The 19989-nt window shown below is 69.2% G+C and carries 1 protein-coding gene; it reads left to right on the top strand.

Going from position 1 to position 19989, the window contains the following annotated elements; all coding sequences use genetic code 11:
- Positions 1–32 precede the first annotated feature (32 nt).
- Positions 33–19967: a type I polyketide synthase gene (locus J8M50_RS41830; RefSeq protein WP_010352678.1), complete on the top strand. Its 19935-nt coding sequence runs from the start codon at positions 33–35 to the stop codon at positions 19965–19967.
- Positions 19968–19989 lie beyond the last annotated feature (22 nt).

Here is a 19989-nt window from a genome sequence, read left to right on the forward strand (position 1 = left end):
ATCCACCCAGGTCTTGTCGGCAAGGGGCAGCGATGAATGGTGTTGACGTAGCACTCACGGCCGGTGGGACCGACGCTGACGAGATCGCCGTCGTCGGACTGTCCTGCTGCCTGCCGAAAGCGGCCGGTCCGGCCGAGTTCTGGCGGTTGTTGCGTGAGGGCGTCGACGCGACCGGTGAAGCGCCGGACGACCGGTGGGCCGGCGCTTCGCACTCCCCCCGCCGAGGCGGGTTCCTCGACCGGATAGACCAGTTCGACGCGGACTTCTTCGGGATCTCCCCGAAGGAGGCCGTGGCGATGGATCCGCGGCAGCGGCTCCTGCTGGAACTGAGCTGGGAGGCGCTGGAGGACGCGCGGATCGTCCCGACGGCACTGCGCGGCAGCCGTACGGGCGTGTTCGTCGGCGCGATGGGCGACGACTACGCCGTCCTGATGAGCCGTCTCGGACAGGAAGCGATCGGTGAGCACACCCTGACGGGGGCCAGCCGCGCGATCATCGCGAACCGGGTCTCGCACTTCCTGGGACTGCGCGGACCGAGCCTGACGGTGGACACCGCGCAGTCCTCGTCGCTGGTCGCCGTGCACATGGCCTGCGAGAGCCTGCGGCGCGGCGAGTCCACCGTGGCCATCGCGGGCGGGGTGAACCTCAACATCCTGGCCGAGACCACGGTCAGCGCACAGAAGATCGGCGCACTGTCGCCGGACGGGCGTTGCTACACGTTCGACGCGAGGGCCAACGGCTACGCCCGCGGTGAGGGCGGCGTGGTGGTCGTACTGAAGAAGCTGGCCGACGCAGTCGCCGACGGGGACAAGATCTACTGCGTCATCGCCGGTGGCGCGGTCAACAACGAAGGCGACGGTGACGGCGACGGCTGCGGCCTGGCGGTCCCCAGCCGGTCGGCCCAGGCGGACGTCATCCAAGAGGCGTACCGGCGGGCCTCGGTGGACCCCGCCGAGGTGCAGTACGTCGAACTGCACGGCACGGGTACCAAGGTCGGCGATCCGGTCGAGGCCGCCGCGCTTGGCGCCGCGCTCGGCACCCGGCGTCCGGCCGGTTCCCCGCTGCTGGTCGGTTCCGCCAAGACCAACGTCGGTCACCTGGAGGGTGCGGCCGGGATCACGGGGATGCTCAAGGTGGTGCTGAGCCTGCGGTATCGGCTGCTTCCGCCCAGCCTCAACTTTGTGGCAGCCAATCCGGACATTCCGCTGGATGAGCTTCGGCTGCGCGTGCATACCCGGCTTGCGGAGTGGCCTGAGCAGGGGCGGCGGCTGGTGGCTGGGGTGAGTGCGTTCGGGATGGGGGGGACGAATTGTCATCTGGTACTGGCGGAGGCGCCTGTTCGGATTTCTGAGGGGGAGTCTGAGTCTGCGGCGTCGGCTGTGCCGGTTCCGTCGGTGGTGCCGTGGGTGTTGTCGGGGAGGTCGGAGTCGGCGTTGCGGGGGCAGGCGCGGCGGCTTGTGGAGTATGTGGAGGGGGATGCGGGGCTGGATCTGGTGGGTGTGGGTGCGGCGTTGGTGTCGACTCGGGCGAGTTTTGAGCATCGGGCGGTGGTTCTGGGCGCGGGTCGTGATGAGCTGATTGCCGGGCTGGCTGGGCTTGCGGCTGGGGAGCCGGGGGCTGGGGTGGTGGCTGGCCAAGGTGTGGCCGGTGGGCGTGGTGTGGTGTTCGTGTTTCCTGGTCAGGGGTCGCAGTGGGCGGGTATGGCGCGGGGGTTGCTGGTGTCCTCGCCGGTGTTCGCGGAGCGGATGCGGGAGTGCGCTCAGGCGCTGGCGCCGTTCGTGGAGTGGGACTTGCTGGAGGTGCTGGGGGACGAAGGGGCGCTGGCGCGGGTTGATGTGGTGCAGCCGGTGTTGTGGGCGGTGATGGTGTCGTTGGCGCGGGTGTGGGAGTCGTTGGGGGTGGTGCCGGCTGCGGTGGTGGGGCATTCGCAGGGGGAGATCGCGGCGGCGTGTGTGGCTGGTGGGCTGTCGTTGGGCGATGCGGCCAAGATCATTTCGGTGCGTAGTCGGCTGCTTGCCGAGTCCCTGGCCGGGCGGGGCGGGATGGTGGCGGTGCGATTGCCGTTGGCCGAGGTGGAGTTGTTGGTCGCTCGGTGGGAGGGGCGGTTGTCGGTCGCGGCGGTCAACGGGGCCTCGTCGGTGGTGGTGTCCGGGGACGCCGAGGCGGTCACGGAGCTGGTGTTGGTGGGGGAGGCGGAGGGCTTCCGGACTCGGCGGATGGACACGGATTGTGCGGGACATTCTCCGCACGTGGAGGAGGTCAGGGCCGAGCTGGTCGAGGCTCTGGCAGATATTGCGCCGGTGGAGGGGAGTGTTGCGTTCTACTCCACGGTGACGGGGGAGTTGGCCGATACCCGTGGGCTGGATGCGGAGTACTGGTATCGCAATGCGCGGGAGACGGTGCGGTTGGCGGACACGGCTGGGGTGCTGACTGCGGCTGGGTACGGGGTGTTTGTGGAGGTCAGTCCGCATCCGGTGTTGGTTCCTAGTCTGGAGGAGACGCTGTTTGAGTCTCATTCGGCGGCGGTGGTGGTGACGGGGACGCTGCGTCGGGGGGAGGACGAATCAGAGCAACTGTTGGTTGCTGTGGGTCGGTTGCATACCTGTGGTGTGTCGGTGGATTGGTCTGCGGTGGTGGGTCGGGGGTCGGTGGTGGATTTGCCGACGTATGCGTTTCAGCGTGAGCGGTATTGGCCTGAGTCGGTGGCTGGGCCGGTGGGGGTGGATGACGAGTTGTGGTCGGTGGTGGAGGGGTCGGATGTGGGGTTGTTGTCGGCTGAGTTGGGGGTGGGTGAGGGGGCTTTGGGTGAGGTGGTGCCGGCTTTGGCGGCGTGGCGTGAGCGTCGGCGGGCTGGGTCGGTGGTGGAGGGGTGGCGGTTCGTGGAGAGCTGGAAGCTGTTGCCTGGGGCGCCGGGGGGTGTGTTGCCTGGTCGTTGGCTGGTGGTGGTGCCTGCGGGGTGGGGTGAGGATGCGTGGGTTGCTGGGGTGATCGGGGCGTTGGGTGCTGGGGTGGTGCGGCTGGAGGTGGATGAGGACACGGATCGTGCTGCGCTGGCTGGGCGGTTGGTGGATCTGCCCGAGTTGGCTGGGGTGGTGTCGTTGCTGGGTTTGGCCGAGGAGGCGTGTTCTGGGTTCGGTGCTACGCCGGTGGGGTTGGCGGGGATGGTGGGGTTGGTGCAGGCGTTGGGTGATTGCGGGTTCATGGCGCCTGTGTGGTGTGTGACGCGGGGTGCGGTGTCGGTGGGGTCTGCTGATCCGGTGGGTAGTCCGGTGCAGACGGCGTTGTGGGGTTTGGGGCGGTCTGCCGCGTTGGATCTGCCGGGCCGGTGGGGTGGGCTGGTGGATCTGCCGGTCGCGGTCGATGAGCGGATCGGTGGGTTGTTGCGGCGGGTGTTGACGGGTGATGAGGATCAGGTCGCGGTGCGGGAGTCGGGTGTGTACGGGCGTCGGCTGGTGCGGGCCGGGGCCGGGGGTGGTGTGGCGGGTGCTGGGGTGCGGCTGAGTGGCTCCGTGCTGATCACGGGCGGGACAGGGGGTTTGGGTGGTCATGTGGCGCGGTGGGCTGTGGCGCGGGGTGCTGAGCACGTCGTACTGGTCAGCCGTCGGGGCCTGGAGGCTCCGGGTGCGTCGGGCCTGCGTGAGGAGCTCATGGCGCTGGGTGCGCGGGTGACGGTGGAGGCGTGTGACGTCGCTGATCGGGAGGCGTTGGCGGGGGTGCTGGGGCGGGTGCCGGCGGAGTTTCCGTTGACGGCGGTGGTGCATGCGGCGGGGGTTGGTGATGGGCATGTGCCGGTGGGGGAGCTTGAGTTGGAGCGGTTGGATGGGGTGTTGCGGGCGAAGATGGTGTCGGCGTGGCATCTGCATGAGCTGACTGCCGGGTTGGGCCTTCAGGCGTTCGTGTTGTTTTCTTCGGGTGCGGCGAGTTGGGGGGCTGGGGGGCAGGCGGCGTATGCGGCGGCGAATGCTTTCCTGGATGGGCTGGCGGGTTATCGGCATGGTGCAGGGCTTGCCGCGACCTCGATTGCCTGGGGGTTGTGGGCGGGGCCGGGGATGGGTGCGGCCGACGTGGAGGGGTATCGGCAGCGTGGTGTGCTGGCGATGGAGCCGGAGTTGGCGATGGCGGCTCTGGAGAGGGCGGTGGGTGAGGGTTCGGTCACTTTGACGGTGACGGACACGGACTGGGAGCGGTTCGCGCCGAGTTTCACGGTCGAGCGGCCGAGTGCGCTGCTGTCGGGTATTCCGGAAGCGCGCAAGGCGCTCGCCCGGCCTGGTGGTGAGTCGGCGTTGCGGCGCAGGCTGGCCGGGCTGGGGGAGAGGGAACGTGCGCGGGCGCTGCTCGACCTGGTGCGGCGGGAAGCTGCGGTCACTCTTGGTTTCGACAACGCTGATGCCCTGCCGGACGGGCGGGCCTTCCGCGATATCGGCTTTAGCTCGCTGACCGAGGTGGAGCTACGGAATAAGCTCGCTTCGGCTACCGGTCTTGCGCTGCCCGCGAGTCTTGTCTTCGACTACCCGACACCCGCTGTGCTGGCTGAGCATCTGGGTTCGGAGTTGCTGGGGTCGGAAGCGCAGGTCGTGGTTCCTGTTGTGGTGAAGGCTGAGCCGGACGAGCCGATCGCGATTGTGGGGATGGGGTGCCGGTTCCCGGGTGGGGTGTCGTCGCCGTCGGATTTGTGGGCCTTGCTCGCGGGTGGTGTTGATGCGATCTCGGCGTTTCCGACGCAGCGTGGTTGGGATGTGGTCGGTGACGGGTTTGCCCGGGTGGGTGGGTTTGTCGAGGATGTGGCGGGGTTCGATGCGGGGTTCTTCGGGATTTCGCCGCGTGAGGCGTTGGCGATGGATCCGCAGCAGCGGTTGTTGCTGGAGACGGCCTGGGAGGCGCTGGAACGGTCCGGCATTGACCCGAACCTGCTGAAGGGCAGCAGGACCGGGGTGTTCGTGGGCGGGACAGATTCCAGTTACGACACTGTCGGGGAGGCCTCGGCCGAACTGGACGGATACCGGCTCACTGGTGGTTCGAGCAGCGTGTTGTCGGGGCGGATCGCGTATGTGCTGGGGTTGGAAGGGCCCGCGGTGACGGTGGACACGGCGTGTTCGTCGTCGTTGGTGGCGCTGCATCTTGCAGTCCAGGCGCTGCGGTCCGGCGAGTGCTCGATGGCGCTGGCCGGTGGTGTGACCGTGATGGCCACACCGGAGGTCTTTGCCCAGTTCGCTGCTCAGGACGGGTTGGCGAGGGATGGTCGCTGCAAGGCGTTCGCCGCGTCGGCTGACGGCACCGGGTGGGGTGAGGGTGTTGGGTTGTTGGTGGTGGAGCGGTTGTCGGACGCTCAGTGCAATGGGCACCAGGTGTTGGCGGTGGTGCGGGGTTCGGCAGTGAATCAGGACGGTGCGTCGAACGGGCTGTCTGCGCCGAATGGTCCGTCGCAGCAGCGGGTGATTCGTCAGGCATTGGCCAGTGCTGGTGTGGCTGCGGCCGAGGTGGACGTGGTCGAGGCGCACGGCACCGGTACTCGGTTGGGTGACCCGATCGAGGCCCAGGCCCTGCTGGCCACCTATGGACAGGACCGGCCGGAGGATCGCCCGCTGTGGCTGGGATCGCTGAAGTCCAACATCGGTCACACGCAGGCGGCTGCCGGTGTCGCCGGTGTGATCAAGATGGTGTTGGCGATGCAGCAGGGTGTGTTGCCGCGGACGTTGCATGTGGATGAGCCGAGCCCTGAGGTGGATTGGTCGGTCGGCGCGGTGGAGTTGCTGACAGAGCAGCGGTCGTGGCCGGTGGTCGACCGGCCGTGGCGGGCGGGGGTGTCTTCGTTCGGGGTCAGCGGTACCAACGCCCACGTGATTCTTGAACAGGCTCCTGAGGTTGAACCGGCCGTCCGTGTGGAGGTGGTTCCGTCGGTGGTGCCGTGGGTGTTGTCGGCGAGGTCGGAGTTGGCGTTGCGGGAGCAGGCGCGGAGGCTTGCGGCGTATGTGGAAGCTGATTCGGGGCTGGACCCGGTCGACGTGGGTGCGGGACTGGTGTCGACCCGGGCGAGCTTTGAGCATCGGGCGGTGGTCCTGGGCACCGGTCGTGATGAGCTGATCGCCGGGCTGGCTGGGCTTGCGTCCGGGGAGCTGGGTGCCGGTGTGGTGACTGGCGAGGTCGGTCAGAGCGTGGCCGGTGAGCAGGGTGTGGTGTTTGTGTTTCCTGGTCAGGGTTCGCAGTGGGTGGGTATGGCGCGGGGGTTGCTGGTGTCCTCGCCGGTGTTCGCGGAGCGGATGGGGGAGTGTGCTCGGGCGCTGGCGCCGTTTGTGGAGTGGGATCTGCTGGAGGTGTTGGGGGATGAGGAGGCGTTGGGGCGGGTTGATGTGGTGCAGCCGGTGTTGTGGGCGGTGATGGTGTCGTTGGCGCAGGTGTGGCGGTCGTTCGGGGTGGTGCCGGCTGCGGTGGTGGGGCATTCGCAGGGTGAGATTGCGGCGGCCTGCGTGGCGGGCGGACTGTCGCTGGACGATGCGGCCAGGATCAGTGCGGTGCGTAGCCGGATGATCGCGGGGTCGTTGGCTGGGCGGGGCGGGATGGTGTCGGTGGGGCTGCCTCGTGCTGAGGTGGAGTTGTTGATCGTCCGGTGGGAAGGACGGTTGTCGGTCGCTGCGGTCAACGGGCCCTCGTCGGTGGTGGTGTCCGGCGACCCCGAAGCACTGGCCGAACTGGTCGTCGCGGGGGAAGCGGAGAACTTCCGGGCCCGCAAGATCGAGGTGGACTACGCGTCGCACTCCGCGCACGTGGAGGAGATCGAGGCGGAACTGGTCGAGGCTCTGGCAGACATCGCCCCGGTGGAAGGGACGGTCGCGTTCTACTCCACAGTGACCGGTGAGCTGACCGACACCCGTGACCTGGACGCGGAGTACTGGTATCGCAATCTGCGGGAGACGGTGCGGCTGGCGGACACCACCCGCGCGCTGGCTGCGGCCGGTCACGGGACGTTCGTAGAAGTCAGCCCCCATCCGGTGCTGACCCCCAGCCTGGAAGAGACCCTGTTCGAGTCCCACCCGTCAGCGGTGGTGACGGGGACCCTGCGCCGGGGTGAGAACGAACTTGAGCAACTGCTGGCTGCTGCGGCCCGGTTGCACACCCGTGGAGTCCCGGTGGACTGGTCCGCGGTGGTGGGCCGGGGTTCGGTGGTGGATTTGCCGACGTATGCGTTCCAGCGTGAGCGGTACTGGCCGCGCCCCCGGGCTGCGGCTGGGGATGTGCGGGGTGCCGGGTTGGTGTCGCTGAGCCACCCGTTGCTGGGTGCGGCGGTGGAGTTGGCGGGTGGTGAGGGTGTGGTGTTTACCAGCCGTCTGTCTCTGGCTTCGCATGACTGGCTGGCCGATTACCTGGTGAATGGTGTGGTGGTGGTGCCGGGCACCGCGTTTGTGGAACTGCTGGTGCGGGCGGGTGACGAGGTCGGGTGTGGTGTTCTGGAGGATCTGGCGCTGGAACGGCCGTTGGTGTTGTCCGAGCGTGGGGCTGTGCAGGTGCAGGTGGTGGTCGGGGCACCGGCGGAGTCGGGCCGTCGCGCGGTGAGTGTGTACTCCCGGCCGGAGGAGACGGCTGCGGAGGCGGGCTGGACCCGGCACGCCAGCGGAGCACTGGCCTCCGAGTCGACGATGCCGTCGGGTGCGGAGTTGACGGTGTGGCCGCCTGCGGGAGCGGAACCGGTACCGGTGGACGACCTCTACGACGGCCTGGCCGACGCCGGTTACGGATACGGGCCGGCCTTCCAAGGACTGCGGGCAGCATGGCGGCGAGGCGAGGAGGTCTTCGCCGAAGTACGGCTGCCCGGCGAAGTGACCGATCGGGCGGGCGAGTTCGGGATCCACCCGGCACTGTTCGACGCCGCCCTGCACGCCGCCGTATTCCTGCCCGGTGACGTCGAAGGCGGGCTCCCGTTCGCGTGGAGCGGTGTGTCCCTGCACGCATCGGGCGCACAGTCACTGCGCGTACGGCTGTCGGTGGCCGGGGACGGCGGGCTCTGCCTGAACGCGGTTGATGACACCGGTGCTCCGGTGGTGTCGGTGGATTCGCTGACGTTGCGGCCGGTGTGGTCGGAGTTGCTGGGGTCCGGGGATGAGCGGCGGTCGTTGTTCGGTGTGGACTGGGTGGTGTTGCCGGGTGTCGGGGACGAGGCATCGGCTGGGTCGTGGGCGGTAATCGGCGCCGGTGAGCTGGAAGTGGAGTCGCTGGGGGTGCCGTGTTACGCCGGGGTGGGTGACCTGGTGGGGGCGGGTGTGCCGGTGCCGGATGTGGTGGTGGTTGCGTGTGTGGGGTCGTTGGAGGGTGATCGAGGTGTGGATGCGCGGGTGTTGACGGGCCGGGTGCTGGGTGTGGTGGGAGAGGCGCTGGCCGAGGACCGGTTGAGTGGGTCTCGTCTGGTGGTGGTCACGTGTGGTGCGGTGGCGGCCGGGGTTGGGCGGGACGTGTCGGATCTGGCGGGTGGGGCGGTGTGGGGGTTGGTTCGTTCGGCGATGTCTGAGCATCCGGGTCGGTTGGTGTTGGCTGATGTGGAGTCGTTCGTTGCGGATGTGCCGGTTGTGGTGGGGCTGGTGGGTGGTGATGAGCCTGAGTTTGCGGTGCGTGGTGGTCGGGTGCTGGTGCGGCGGCTGGCCCGTCCGGACGCCGGGGCGTTGACCCTGCCTGCGGGCGACGGGTGGCGACTGGGTGCCGAGATCGTGGGGACACCGGACGGCCTGGCGTTCGTCCCCGACGTCGGCGGGGCCGCAGAGCTGGCGGACGGCCAGGTCCGGGTGGAGGTCCGGGCGGCGGGAGTGAACTTCCGGGATGTGCTGGTGGCTTTGGGCGTGGTGTCTGCTGATGCCCTGGGTCTGGGGGGTGAGGGTGCGGGTGTTGTGACCGAGGTCGGTCCCGGTGTGACGGGTCTGGTCCCGGGTGATCGGGTGATGGGTGTGCTGGCGGACGCCTTCGCGCCGGTCGTGGTCGCTGATCACCGCACTCTTGTTCCGGTTCCGGAGGGGTGGTCGTTCACTGACGCGGCGGCGGTGCCGGTGGTGTTCGCCACTGCCTGGTACGGGCTGGTGGATGTGGCCGGTGCGCGGCCGGGTGAGCGGGTGCTGATTCATTCCGCTGCCGGTGGTGTGGGCATGGCGGCGGTGGGGATCGCCCGGCATCTGGGGCTGGAGGTGTTCGCGACCGCCGATCCGGCCAAGCACGATGCGCTGGTGGCGATGGGTGTGGCTCCGGACCACATCGCGTCGTCACGGAGTGCGGAGTTCGCCGACCGGTTCGCGGTGGTGGATGTGGTCCTCAACAGCCTGACCGGCGAACTGGTGGACGCGTCGCTGCGGTTGCTGCGGGACGGTGGCCGGTTCGTCGAGTTGGGCAAGACCGACGTCCGCGACGCCGACGCGGTGGCCGCGGAGCATCCGGGAGTGAGGTACGAGGCGTTCGACCTGCTGCCCGCAGCGGGGCCGGAACGGCTGGGGCGGATTCTCGTCGAGTGTGTCGGGTTGCTTGCTGAGGGCGTCCTGTCCCGGTTGCCGGTGATGGTGCGTGATCTGCGGCAGGCGCCGGAGGTGTTCCGGTTCATGAGCCGGGGTGAGCACGTCGGCAAGATCGTGTTGCGTGTTCCCGGTGGTTTTGTCGGGGACGGGACGGTGTTGATCACTGGTGGGACGGGCACGCTGGGTGGTCTGTTGGCGCGGCACCTGGCCGACCGGCACGGGGTACGGCACCTGACCCTCGTGTCGCGTCAGGGGATGGCCGCCCCGGGTGCGCGGGAGTTGGTCGGGGAGTTGGCCGGGCTGGGTGCTGAGGTGCGGGTGGTGGCGTGTGATGTGTCGGACCGGGATGCCGTCGCGGAGTTGGTCGCGGGGGTGCCGGTGGAGCGTCCGCTGACGGCGGTGATTCATACGGCGGGTGTGCTGGACGACGGGACGATCACGTCGTTGACGCCGGAGCGGATCGATACGGTGATGCGTCCGAAGGCGGATGCGGCGTGGTATCTGCATGAGGCGACTGCCGGGCTGGATCTGGCGGCGTTCGTCCTGTTCTCGAGTTTCGCGGCGACGTGTGGTGCTCCGGGTCAGGGCAACTATGCCGCGGCGAACGCGTTCCTGGATGCGCTGGCGTTGCACCGGCATGCGCTGGGTCTGCCGGCGACGTCGTTGGCGTGGGGCTGGTGGGCCGATGCCAGTGGCATGACTGGGGGTCTGGGCCAGAGTGACCATGTCCGGCTGGGCCGGGCCGGGGTGCGTGCGATGCCGGCGGCGGAGGGGCTGGCGTTGTTCGATCTGGCCTGCCGGCGCCCGGAGGCGTATCTGGTCCCGGTCCGGCTCGAACTGCCGCGGCACAACGAGCCGGTGCCGCCGTTGTTGCGGGGCCTGGTGACCGGTGGGCGGGCCCGGCCGGTGGCCCGCGCGGGCGTCCGGGACGGTTCCGGTCTGGCCGGGCGGCTGGCCGGCCTGACCGCTGCTGATCAGCAGCGGCTGCTGCTCGATCTGGTGTGTGGTCATGTCGCGACCGTTCTGGGACACGTCTCCGCAGGGGTCGTCGATCCCGAGAAGGCATTGCGGGACATGGGCTTCGACTCGTTGACGACGGTGGAGCTGCGCAACCGACTGGCGACGGCGACGGGGCTGCGGCTGCCCGCGACGTTGGTATTCGACCACCCGACCGTGTCGCGGCTGGCCACCTACCTGCGGCAGCAGTTGACCGGCGCGGTCGAGGCCGCGCCGGTGGCTCCCGTGGTGGTGAAGGCCGAGCCGGACGAGCCGATCGCCATCGTCGGGATGGGCTGCCGGTTCCCCGGCGGGCTGTCGTCGCCGGAACAGTTGTGGGATGCGGTGATGTCCTCGGCTGATGTGGTGGGTGAGTTCCCTGCGGATCGCGGCTGGGATCTGGTCGGTGACGGGTTCGCCCGGCTGGGTGGGTTCGTCGAGGATGTGGCCGGGTTCGACGCGGAGTTCTTCGGGATATCGCCGCGTGAGGCGTTGGCGATGGATCCGCAGCAGCGGTTGTTGCTGGAGACGGCGTGGGAGGCGCTGGAGAGGTCCGGGATCGACCCGAACGCGCTGAAGGGCAGCAGGACCGGCGTGTTCGTGGGCGGGGCCGGTTTTGGGTACGACACCGTCGGGGAGGCCTCGGACGAACTGGACGGATACCGGCTCACCGGCGGCGCGGACAGCGTGTTGTCGGGGCGTATCGCGTACGTACTGGGGCTGGAAGGTCCCGCGATCACGGTGGACACGGCGTGCTCGTCGTCGCTGGTGGCCTTGCATCTCGCGGTCCAGGCGCTGCGGTCCGGTGAGTGTGATCTGGCGCTGGCCGGTGGTGCGACGGTGATGTCCGCACCGCGGATCTTTGCCGAGTTCGCCGTTCAGGACGGGCTGGCGGCCGATGGCCGCTGCAAGGCGTTCGCCGCGTCGGCCGACGGGGTCGGGCTCGCGGAAGGCGCCGGGTTGGTGGCGGTGGAGCGGTTGTCGGACGCTCGCCGCAATGGCCACCGGGTGCTGGCGGTGGTGCGGGGTTCGGCGATCAACCAGGACGGTGCGTCGAATGGGTTGGCGGCGCCGAGTGGCCCGTCGCAGCAGCGGGTGATCCGGCAGGCGTTGGCCAGTGCCGGTGTGGCTGCGGCCGAGGTGGACGTGGTCGAGGCGCACGGCACGGGTACTCGGTTGGGTGACCCGATCGAGGCCCAGGCGCTGCTGGCGACTTATGGGCAGGACCGGCCGGAGGATCGTCCGCTGTGGCTGGGGTCGCTGAAGTCCAACATCGGTCACACCCAGGGCGCGTCAGGAGTGGCCGGTGTGATCAAGATGGTGCTGGCGATGCAGCACGGGCAACTGCCCCGCACCTTGCATGTGGACCAGCCGAGCACGGAGGTGGACTGGTCGGTCGGCGCGGTGGAGTTGCTGACGGAACAGCGGCCGTGGCCGGTGGTGGACCGGCCGTGGCGGGCGGGGGTGTCCTCGTTCGGGATCAGCGGCACCAACGCCCATCTCATCCTGGAGCAGGCTCCGGAGGTTGAACCGGCCTCTGATGTGGATGTTGTTGCTCCGGTGGTGGTGCCGTGGGTGTTGTCGGCGAGGTCGGAGTTGGCGTTGCGGGAGCAGGCGCGGCGGCTTGCGGCGCATGCGGAAGCGGATCCGGGACTCGACCCGGTCGGCGTGGGTGCGGCGTTGGTGTCGACCCGGGCGAGTCTGGAGCACCGGGCGGTTGTCCTGGGCACCGATCGGGACCAACTGATCGCCAGGCTGGCCGGGTTGGCGGCTGGGGAGCCAGGCGCAGGGGTGGTGACCGGCAGGGCCGGTCAGAGTACGGCCGGTGGGCGTGGTGTGGTGTTCGTGTTCCCCGGTCAGGGTTCGCAGTGGGCGGGTATGGCGCAGGGACTGCTGACGGCTTCCCCGGTGTTCGCGGAGCGGATGGGGGAGTGTGCTCGGGCGCTGGCCCCGTTCGTGGAGTGGGACCTGCTGGAGGTGCTGGGAGACCAGGAGGCGCTGGAGCGGGTCGATGTGGTGCAGCCGGTGTTGTGGGCGGTGATGGTGTCGTTGGCGCAGGTGTGGCAGTCGCTGGGCGTGACACCGGCCGCGGTGGTGGGGCACTCGCAGGGCGAGATCGCGGCGGCCTGCGTGGCGGGCGGACTGTCTCTGGACGATGCGGCCAGGATCGTCGCGGTACGCAGCCGTCTGCTTGCCAGGTCACTGTCCGGGCATGGCGGGATGGTGTCGGTGCGGCTGCCGCTGGTCGAGGTGGAGTCGTTGATCGCCCGGTGGGAAGGACGGTTGTCGGTCGCTGCGGTCAACGGGCTCTCGTGGGTGGTGGTGTCCGGGGATGCCGAGGCGGTGACCGAACTGGTCATGGCGAGCGAGGCGGAGGACTTCCGGGCCCGCCGGATGGACACCGATTGCGCGGGGCACTCCGCGCAGGTGGACGAGATCAGGGCGGAGCTGGTCGAGGCTCTGGCAGACATTGCGCCGGTGGAGGGGAGTGTCGCGTTCTACTCCACGGTGACGGGTGAGCTGACCGACCCCCGTGAGCTGGATGCGGAGTACTGGTATCGCAATCTGCGGGAGACGGTGCGGCTGGCCGAGACCACTCCGGTGCTGGCCACGGCCGGCTACGGGGTGTTCGTGGAGGTCAGCCCGCATCCGGTGCTGGTTCCTAGCCTGGAAGAGACTCTGTTCGAGCCCCATCCCGCAGCGGTTGTGACGGGGAGCTTGCGCCGGGACGAGAACGAACTTGAGCAATTGCTGACCGCACTGTCCACGCTCCACACCCACGGCGTCCCGGTGGACTGGTCCGCGGTGGTGGGCCGGGGTTCGACGGTGGAGCTGCCGACGTATGCGTTCCAGCGTGAGCGGTACTGGCCGCGCCCCCGGGCTGTGGCCGGTGATGCGCGGGGTGCCGGGCTGGTGTCGGTGGGTCACCCGTTGCTGGGTGCGGCGGTGGAGTTGGCGGGTGGTGAGGGTGTGGTGTTCACCAGCCGTCTGTCTCTGGCTTCGCATGACTGGCTGGCCGATTACACGGTGAATGGTGTGGTGGTGGTGCCGGGCACCGTGTTCGTGGAGCTGCTGGTGCGGGCCGGTGACGAGGTCGGGTGTGGTGTTCTGGAGGACTTGGCGCTGGAGCGGCCGTTGGTGTTGCCCGAGCGTGGGGCTGTGCAGGTGCAGGTGCAGGTGGTGGTCGGGGCGCCGGAGGAGTCGGGGCGTCGTGCGGTGAGCGTGTACTCCCGGCCGGAGGAGACGGGCGCGGAGGCGGGCTGGATACAGCACGCCAGCGGGACGCTGGTCTCCGAGTCGACGATGCCGGGTGTGGAGTTCACGGTGTGGCCGCCTGCGGGGGCGGAACCGGTGCCGGTGGATGACCTCTACGACGGCCTGGCCGAGACGGGGTACGGGTACGGGCCGGTCTTCCAGGGAGTACAGGCGGTGTGGCGGCGAGGCGGGGAGGTCTTCGCTGAAGTGCGGCTGCCCGACGAAGTGGCTGAGCAGGCGGGGGAGTTCGGGATCCATCCGGCGCTGTTTGACGCCGCCCTGCACGCCGCCGTATTCCTGCCCGGTGACGTCGAAGGCGGGCTCCCGTTCGCATGGAGCGGGGTGTCGCTGCACGCGTCGGGCGCACGGTCATTGCGGGTGCAGTTGTCCGCGACTGACGACGGCGCGCTCTGCCTGGACGCGGCCGATGACACCGGTGCTCCGGTGCTGTCGGTGGACTCGCTGACGCTGCGACCGTTGCGCGCGGAACTGCTGGAGCCCGGGGATGAACAGCGGTCGCTGTCCAGCCTGCCACGGCATGGTGGGCGGGCCCGGCCGGTTGCCCGTGTGGGCGTCCGGGATGGTTCTGGTCTGGCCGGGCGGTTGGCCGGTCTGACCGTTGCTGATCAGCAGCGGCTGCTTCTGGATCTGGTGTGTGGTCATGTCGCGACTGTTCTGGGACACGCCTCCGCAGGGGCCGTTGACGCCGAGAAGGCGTTGCGGGACATGGGCTTCGACTCGTTGACGACGGTGGAGTTGCGTAACCGGCTGGCGGCTGCGACGGGTCTGCGGTTGCCTGCGACGTTGGCGTTCGACCATCCGACCGCCTCGCGGCTGGCCACCCACCTGCGGCAGCAGTTGCTGGGCACGGTCGAGGCCGCGCCGGTGGTTCCTGTTGTGGTGAAGGCTGAGCCGGACGAGTCGATCGCGATTGTGGGGATGGGGTGCCGGTTCCCGGGTGGGGTGTCGTCGCCGTCGGATTTGTGGGCCTTGCTCGCGGGTGGTGTTGATGCGATCTCGGCGTTTCCGACGCAGCGTGGTTGGGATCTGGTGGGTGACGGTTTTGCCCGCGTGGGTGGGTTCCTCCATGAGGCGGCGGAGTTCGACGCGGAGTTCTTCGGGATATCGCCGCGTGAGGCGTTGGCGATGGATCCGCAGCAGCGGTTGTTGCTGGAGACGGCGTGGGAGGCGTTGGAGCGGGCCGGGATCGACCCGGATGTGTTGAAGGGCAGCAGGACCGGTGTGTTCGTAGGCGGGGCCGGTTCGGGTTACGAGGCTGTCGGGGGTGCCTCGGACGAACTGGACGGATACCGGCTGACCGGTGGTGCGGGCAGCGTGTTGTCGGGGCGTATTGCGTACACGTTGGGGTTGGAAGGGCCGGCGGTGACGGTGGACACGGCGTGTTCGTCGTCGCTGGTGGCGTTGCACTGGGCCGCGCAGGCGCTGCGTGCCGGTGAGTGTGATCTGGCGCTGGCCGGTGGTGTGACGGTGATGGCTACGCCAGGGGTCTTTGCCGAGTTCGCCATTCAGGGTGGGCTGGCGGCGGATGGTCGCTGCAAGGCGTTCGCTGCGGCGGCCGACGGCACCGGGTGGGCTGAGGGCGTCGGGTTGGTGGCGGTGGAGCGGTTGTCTGATGCCCGGCGCAATGGCCATCGGGTGTTGGCGGTGGTGCGGGGTTCGGCAGTGAATCAGGACGGTGCGTCGAACGGGTTGTCGGCGCCGAACGGTCCGTCCCAGCAGCGGGTGATTCGGCAGGCGTTGGCCAGTGCCGGTCTGACCGCGGCCGAGGTGGACGTGGTGGAGGCGCACGGCACCGGTACTCGGTTGGGGGACCCGATCGAGGCCCAGGCCCTGCTGGCTACCTACGGACAGGGTCGGCCGGCGGATCGTCCGCTGTGGCTGGGGTCGCTGAAGTCCAACATCGGTCACACCCAAGGTGCGGCAGGCGTTGCTGGTGTGATCAAGATGGTGCTGGCGATGCAGCAGGGTGTATTGCCGCGGACGTTGCATGTGGATGAGCCGAGTCCTGAGGTGGACTGGTCGGCGGGTGCGGTGGAGTTGCTGACGGAGCAGCGGTCGTGGCCGGTGGTGGATCGGCCGTGGCGTGCGGGGGTGTCCTCGTTCGGGGTCAGCGGCACCAATGCTCATCTCATTCTGGAGCAGGCTCCTGAGTTTGAACCGGTCTCCGATGTGGTGGTGGTTCCGTCGGTGGTGCCGTGGGTGTTGTCGGCGGGGTCGGGGTCGGCGTTGCGGGAGCAGGCGCGGCGGCTTGCGGCGCATGTGGAGGCGGATTCGGGGCTGGATCTGGTGGGTGTGGGTGCGGCGTTGGTGTCGACTCGGGCGAGTTTGGGGCACCGGGCGGTCGTTCTGGGCGCGGACAGGGACGAGTTGATCGCGGGGCTGGCGGGGTTGGCGGCTGGGGAGCCGGGTGCTGGTGTGGTGGCCGGGGTGTCCGTTGCGGGTGGTCGTACGGCGTTCTTGTTCACGGGTCAGGGTGCGCAGCGTGTGGGGATGGGCCGTGAACTGGTCGCGGAGTTTCCGGTGTTCGCGGAGGCGTTCGGGGAGATATGCGCGGGGTTTGGGGGTCTGTTGCCGGGTTCGTTGGAGGAGGTTGTCTTCGGTGGGGATGAGTATCGGTTGACGGAGACGGGGTGGGCGCAGCCGGCGTTGTTCGCTTTCGAGGTCGCCATGTTCCGACTGCTGGGTTCCTGGGGTGTGGCACCGGATTTCGTGGTGGGGCATTCGGTGGGGGAGTTGGCGGCGGCGTATGTGGCGGGTGTGTGGTTGTTGCCGGATGCGTGCCGGGTGGTGGCGGCGCGGGCGGGGTTGATGCAGGCGTTGCCTGCTGAGGGGGTCATGCTGGCGGTGGAGGCCACCGAGGCGGAGATCGTCTCGGTGGCGGGTGAGGTTGCCGGGTGGGGTGAGCGGGCTGCCATCGCGGCGGTCAACGCCGCCCGTTCGGTGGTGCTGTCCGGTGATGCCGGGGTGGTCGGGGCGATGGGCGAGCTCTGGAGCGGTCGGGGCCGGAAGGTGCGGCGTCTGCGGGTCAGCCATGCCTTCCACTCGCCCCTGATGGATCCGATGCTTGATGCGTTCGCGGACGTGCTGGGCGGGGTGGAGTTCAACGAGCCGTCGACGGGGATGACGGTCCCGGCCGCTCAGGTGTGCAGTGTGGAGTACTGGGTGCGGCAGGTGCGTGAGCCGGTGCGGTACGCCGACATGCTGACGGAGCTGAGTACTCAGGGTGTGACGCGTTTCGTGGAGGTTGGCCCGGACGGTGTGCTGAGCGGGTTGGGGTCGGGTGCGGTGGACGGGGTGTTCGTCGCGGCCCAGCGGCGGGACCGGCCCGAGGTCCACACGGCGATGACCGCACTGTCCACGCTCCACACCCACGGCGTCCCGGTGAACTGGTCCGCGATAGTGGGCCGGGGTTCGACGGTCGAACTGCCGACGTATGCGTTCCAGCGTGAGCGGTACTGGCCGCGTTCCCGGGCTGTGGCCGGCGACGTGCGGGGCGCCGGATTGACGTCGGTGGGCCACCCGTTGCTGGGTGCGGCGGTGGAGTTGGCGGGTGGTGAGGGTGTGGTGTTCACCAGCCGTCTGTCCCTGGCCTCGCACGATTGGCTGGCCGACCACGCAGTGCGGGGTGTGGTGGTCGTGCCGGGCACCGCGTTCGTGGAACTGGTGGTGCGGGCCGGTGATGAGGTCGGGTGCGGTGTTCTGGAGGATCTGGCGTTGGAGCGGCCGTTGGTGTTGTCCGAGCGTGGGGCTGTGCAGGTGCAGGTGGTGGTCGGGGCGCCGGCGGAGTCGGGTCGTCGTGCGGTGAGTGTGTACTCCCGGCCGGAGGAGACGGCTGCGGAGGCGGGCTGGACACGGCACGCCAGCGGAACACTGACTTCCGAGTCGACGATGCCGACGGGCGCGGAGTTGACGGTGTGGCCGCCTGCGGGAGCGGAACCGGTACCGGTGGACGACCTCTACGACGGCCTGGCCGACGCCGGTTACGGATACGGGCCGGCCTTCCAAGGACTGCGGGCAGCATGGCGGCGAGGCGAGGAGGTCTTCGCCGAAGTACGGCTGCCCGACGAAGCGGCAGAGCGGGCGGGTGAGTTCGGTATCCATCCGGCGTTGTTCGACGCGGCCCTGCACGCTGCCGTATTCCTGCCTGGTGATGTCGAGGGTGGGCTTCCGTTCGCGTGGGGCGGTGTGTCGCTGCATGCGTCGGGTGCACGGTCCCTGCGGGTACGGCTGTCGGTGATCGGCGACGGCGCGCTCCGCCTGAGCGCGGTTGATGACACCGGCGCTCCGGTGGTGTCGGTGGAGTCGGTGGAACTGCGGCCGGTGTGGTCGGAGTTGCTGGAGGCGGGGGATGAGCGGCGGTCGTTGTTCGGTGTGGACTGGACGGTGTTGTCGGGTGTCGGGGATGAGGTGCCGGCTGGGTCGTGGGCGGTGGTCGGTGCTGATGGGCCGGGGCTGGAGTCGTTGGGGGTGCCGTGTTATGCCGGGGTGGGTGACCTGGTGGGGTCGGGTGTGCCGGTGCCGGATGTGTTGGTGGTCGCGTGTGTGGGGTCGTTGGAAGGTGACCGGGGTGTGGGTGCGCGGGTGTTGACCGGGCGGGTGTTGGGTGTGGTGCGGCAGGTGCTGGCCGAGGAGCGGTTGGGTGGGTCCCGGTTGTTGGTGGTCACGTGTGGTGCGGTGGCGGCCGGGGTTGGGGAGGGTGTGTCGGATCTGGCGGGTGGGGCGGTGTGGGGGTTGGTTCGTTCGGCGATGTCTGAGCATCCGGGTCGGTTGGTGTTGGCTGATGTGGAGTCGTTCGTTGGGGATGTGCCGGTTGTGGTGGGGCTGGTGGGTGGTGATGAGCCTGAGTTCGCGGTGCGTGGCGGTCGGGTGCTGGTGCGGCGGTTGACCCGCCCGGACGCCGAGGCGTTGACCCTGCCTGTTTCCGACGGTCTTGTCGGGGACGGGACGGTGTTGATCACGGGTGGGACGGGCACGCTGGGTGGTCTGTTGGCGCGGCACCTGGCCGACCGGCACGGGGTACGGCACCTGACGCTCGTGTCACGGCAGGGGATCGCCGCCCCGGGTGCGCGGGAGTTGGTCGGGGAGTTGGCCGGGCTGGGTGCTGAGGTGCGGGTGGTGGCGTGTGATGTGTCGGACCGGGATGCCGTTGCGGAGTTGGTCGCGGGGGTGCCGCAGGAGCGTCCGCTGACGGCGGTGATCCATACGGCGGGTGTGCTGGACGACGGGACGATCACGTCGTTGACGCCGGAGCGGATCGATACGGTGATGCGTCCGAAGGCGGATGCGGCGTGGTATCTGCACGAGGCGACTGCCGGGCTGGATCTGGCGGCGTTCGTTCTGTTCTCGAGTTTCGCGGCGACGTGTGGTGCTCCGGGGCAGGGCAACTATGCCGCGGCCAATGCGTTCCTGGACGGGCTGGCGTTGCACCGGCACGCGCAGGGCTTGCCCGCTACGTCGTTGGCGTGGGGCTGGTGGGCCGACGCCAGTGGCATGACCGAGGGTCTGGGCCAGAGTGACCATGTACGGCTGGGCCGGGCCGGGGTGCGTGCGATGCCGGCGGCGGAGGGGCTGGCGTTGTTCGATCTGGCCTGTCGGCGCCCGGAGGCGTATCTGGTCCCGGTCCGGCTGGAACTGTCACGGCACAACGAGCTGGTGCCGCCGTTGTTGCGGGGCCTGGTGGCAGGCGGGCGGGCCCGGCCGATCGCCCGCGCGGGCGTCCGGGACGGTTCCGGTCTGGCCGAGCGGCTGGCCGGCCTGACCGCCGATGACCAGCAGCGGCTGCTGCTCGACCTGGTGTGTGGCCACGTCGCGACCGTTCTGGGCCACGCCTCCGCAGGGGTCGTCGATCCCGAGAAGGCGTTGCGGGACATGGGCTTCGATTCGTTGACGACGGTGGAGTTGCGCAACCGGCTCGCGGCAGTGACAGGTCTGCAACTGCCCGCGACGCTGGCATTCGACCACCCGACCGCCTCACGGCTGGCCGGATACCTCCACACCCGGCTCGCGCCCACAGCGGACGCCGACTCGGCCGAGGCACGGCTGCGCGAAGCGCTCGCCTCGATCCCCCTCACGCGGTTGCGGGACGCAGGACTGATGGACGTACTGCTGCGGCTGGCCGGTGCGAGCGAAGACGCGCCCACGAACACGGAGAAACAGCTCGACGAGATGGACGCGGCAGCGCTCATCGACTTCGTCCTGGACGAAAGGAACTGAGATGACGGTTTCACAGGACAGG

The organism is Streptomyces acidiscabies (genome assembly GCF_020010905.1).
Taxonomy (GTDB): Bacteria; Actinomycetota; Actinomycetes; order Streptomycetales; family Streptomycetaceae; genus Streptomyces; species Streptomyces acidiscabies.

Coding starts and splice junctions, on each gene's coding strand:
- J8M50_RS41830 (WP_010352678.1), top strand. CDS start 33: ATGAATGGTGTTGACGTAGCACTCACGGCCGGTGGGACCGACGCTGAC.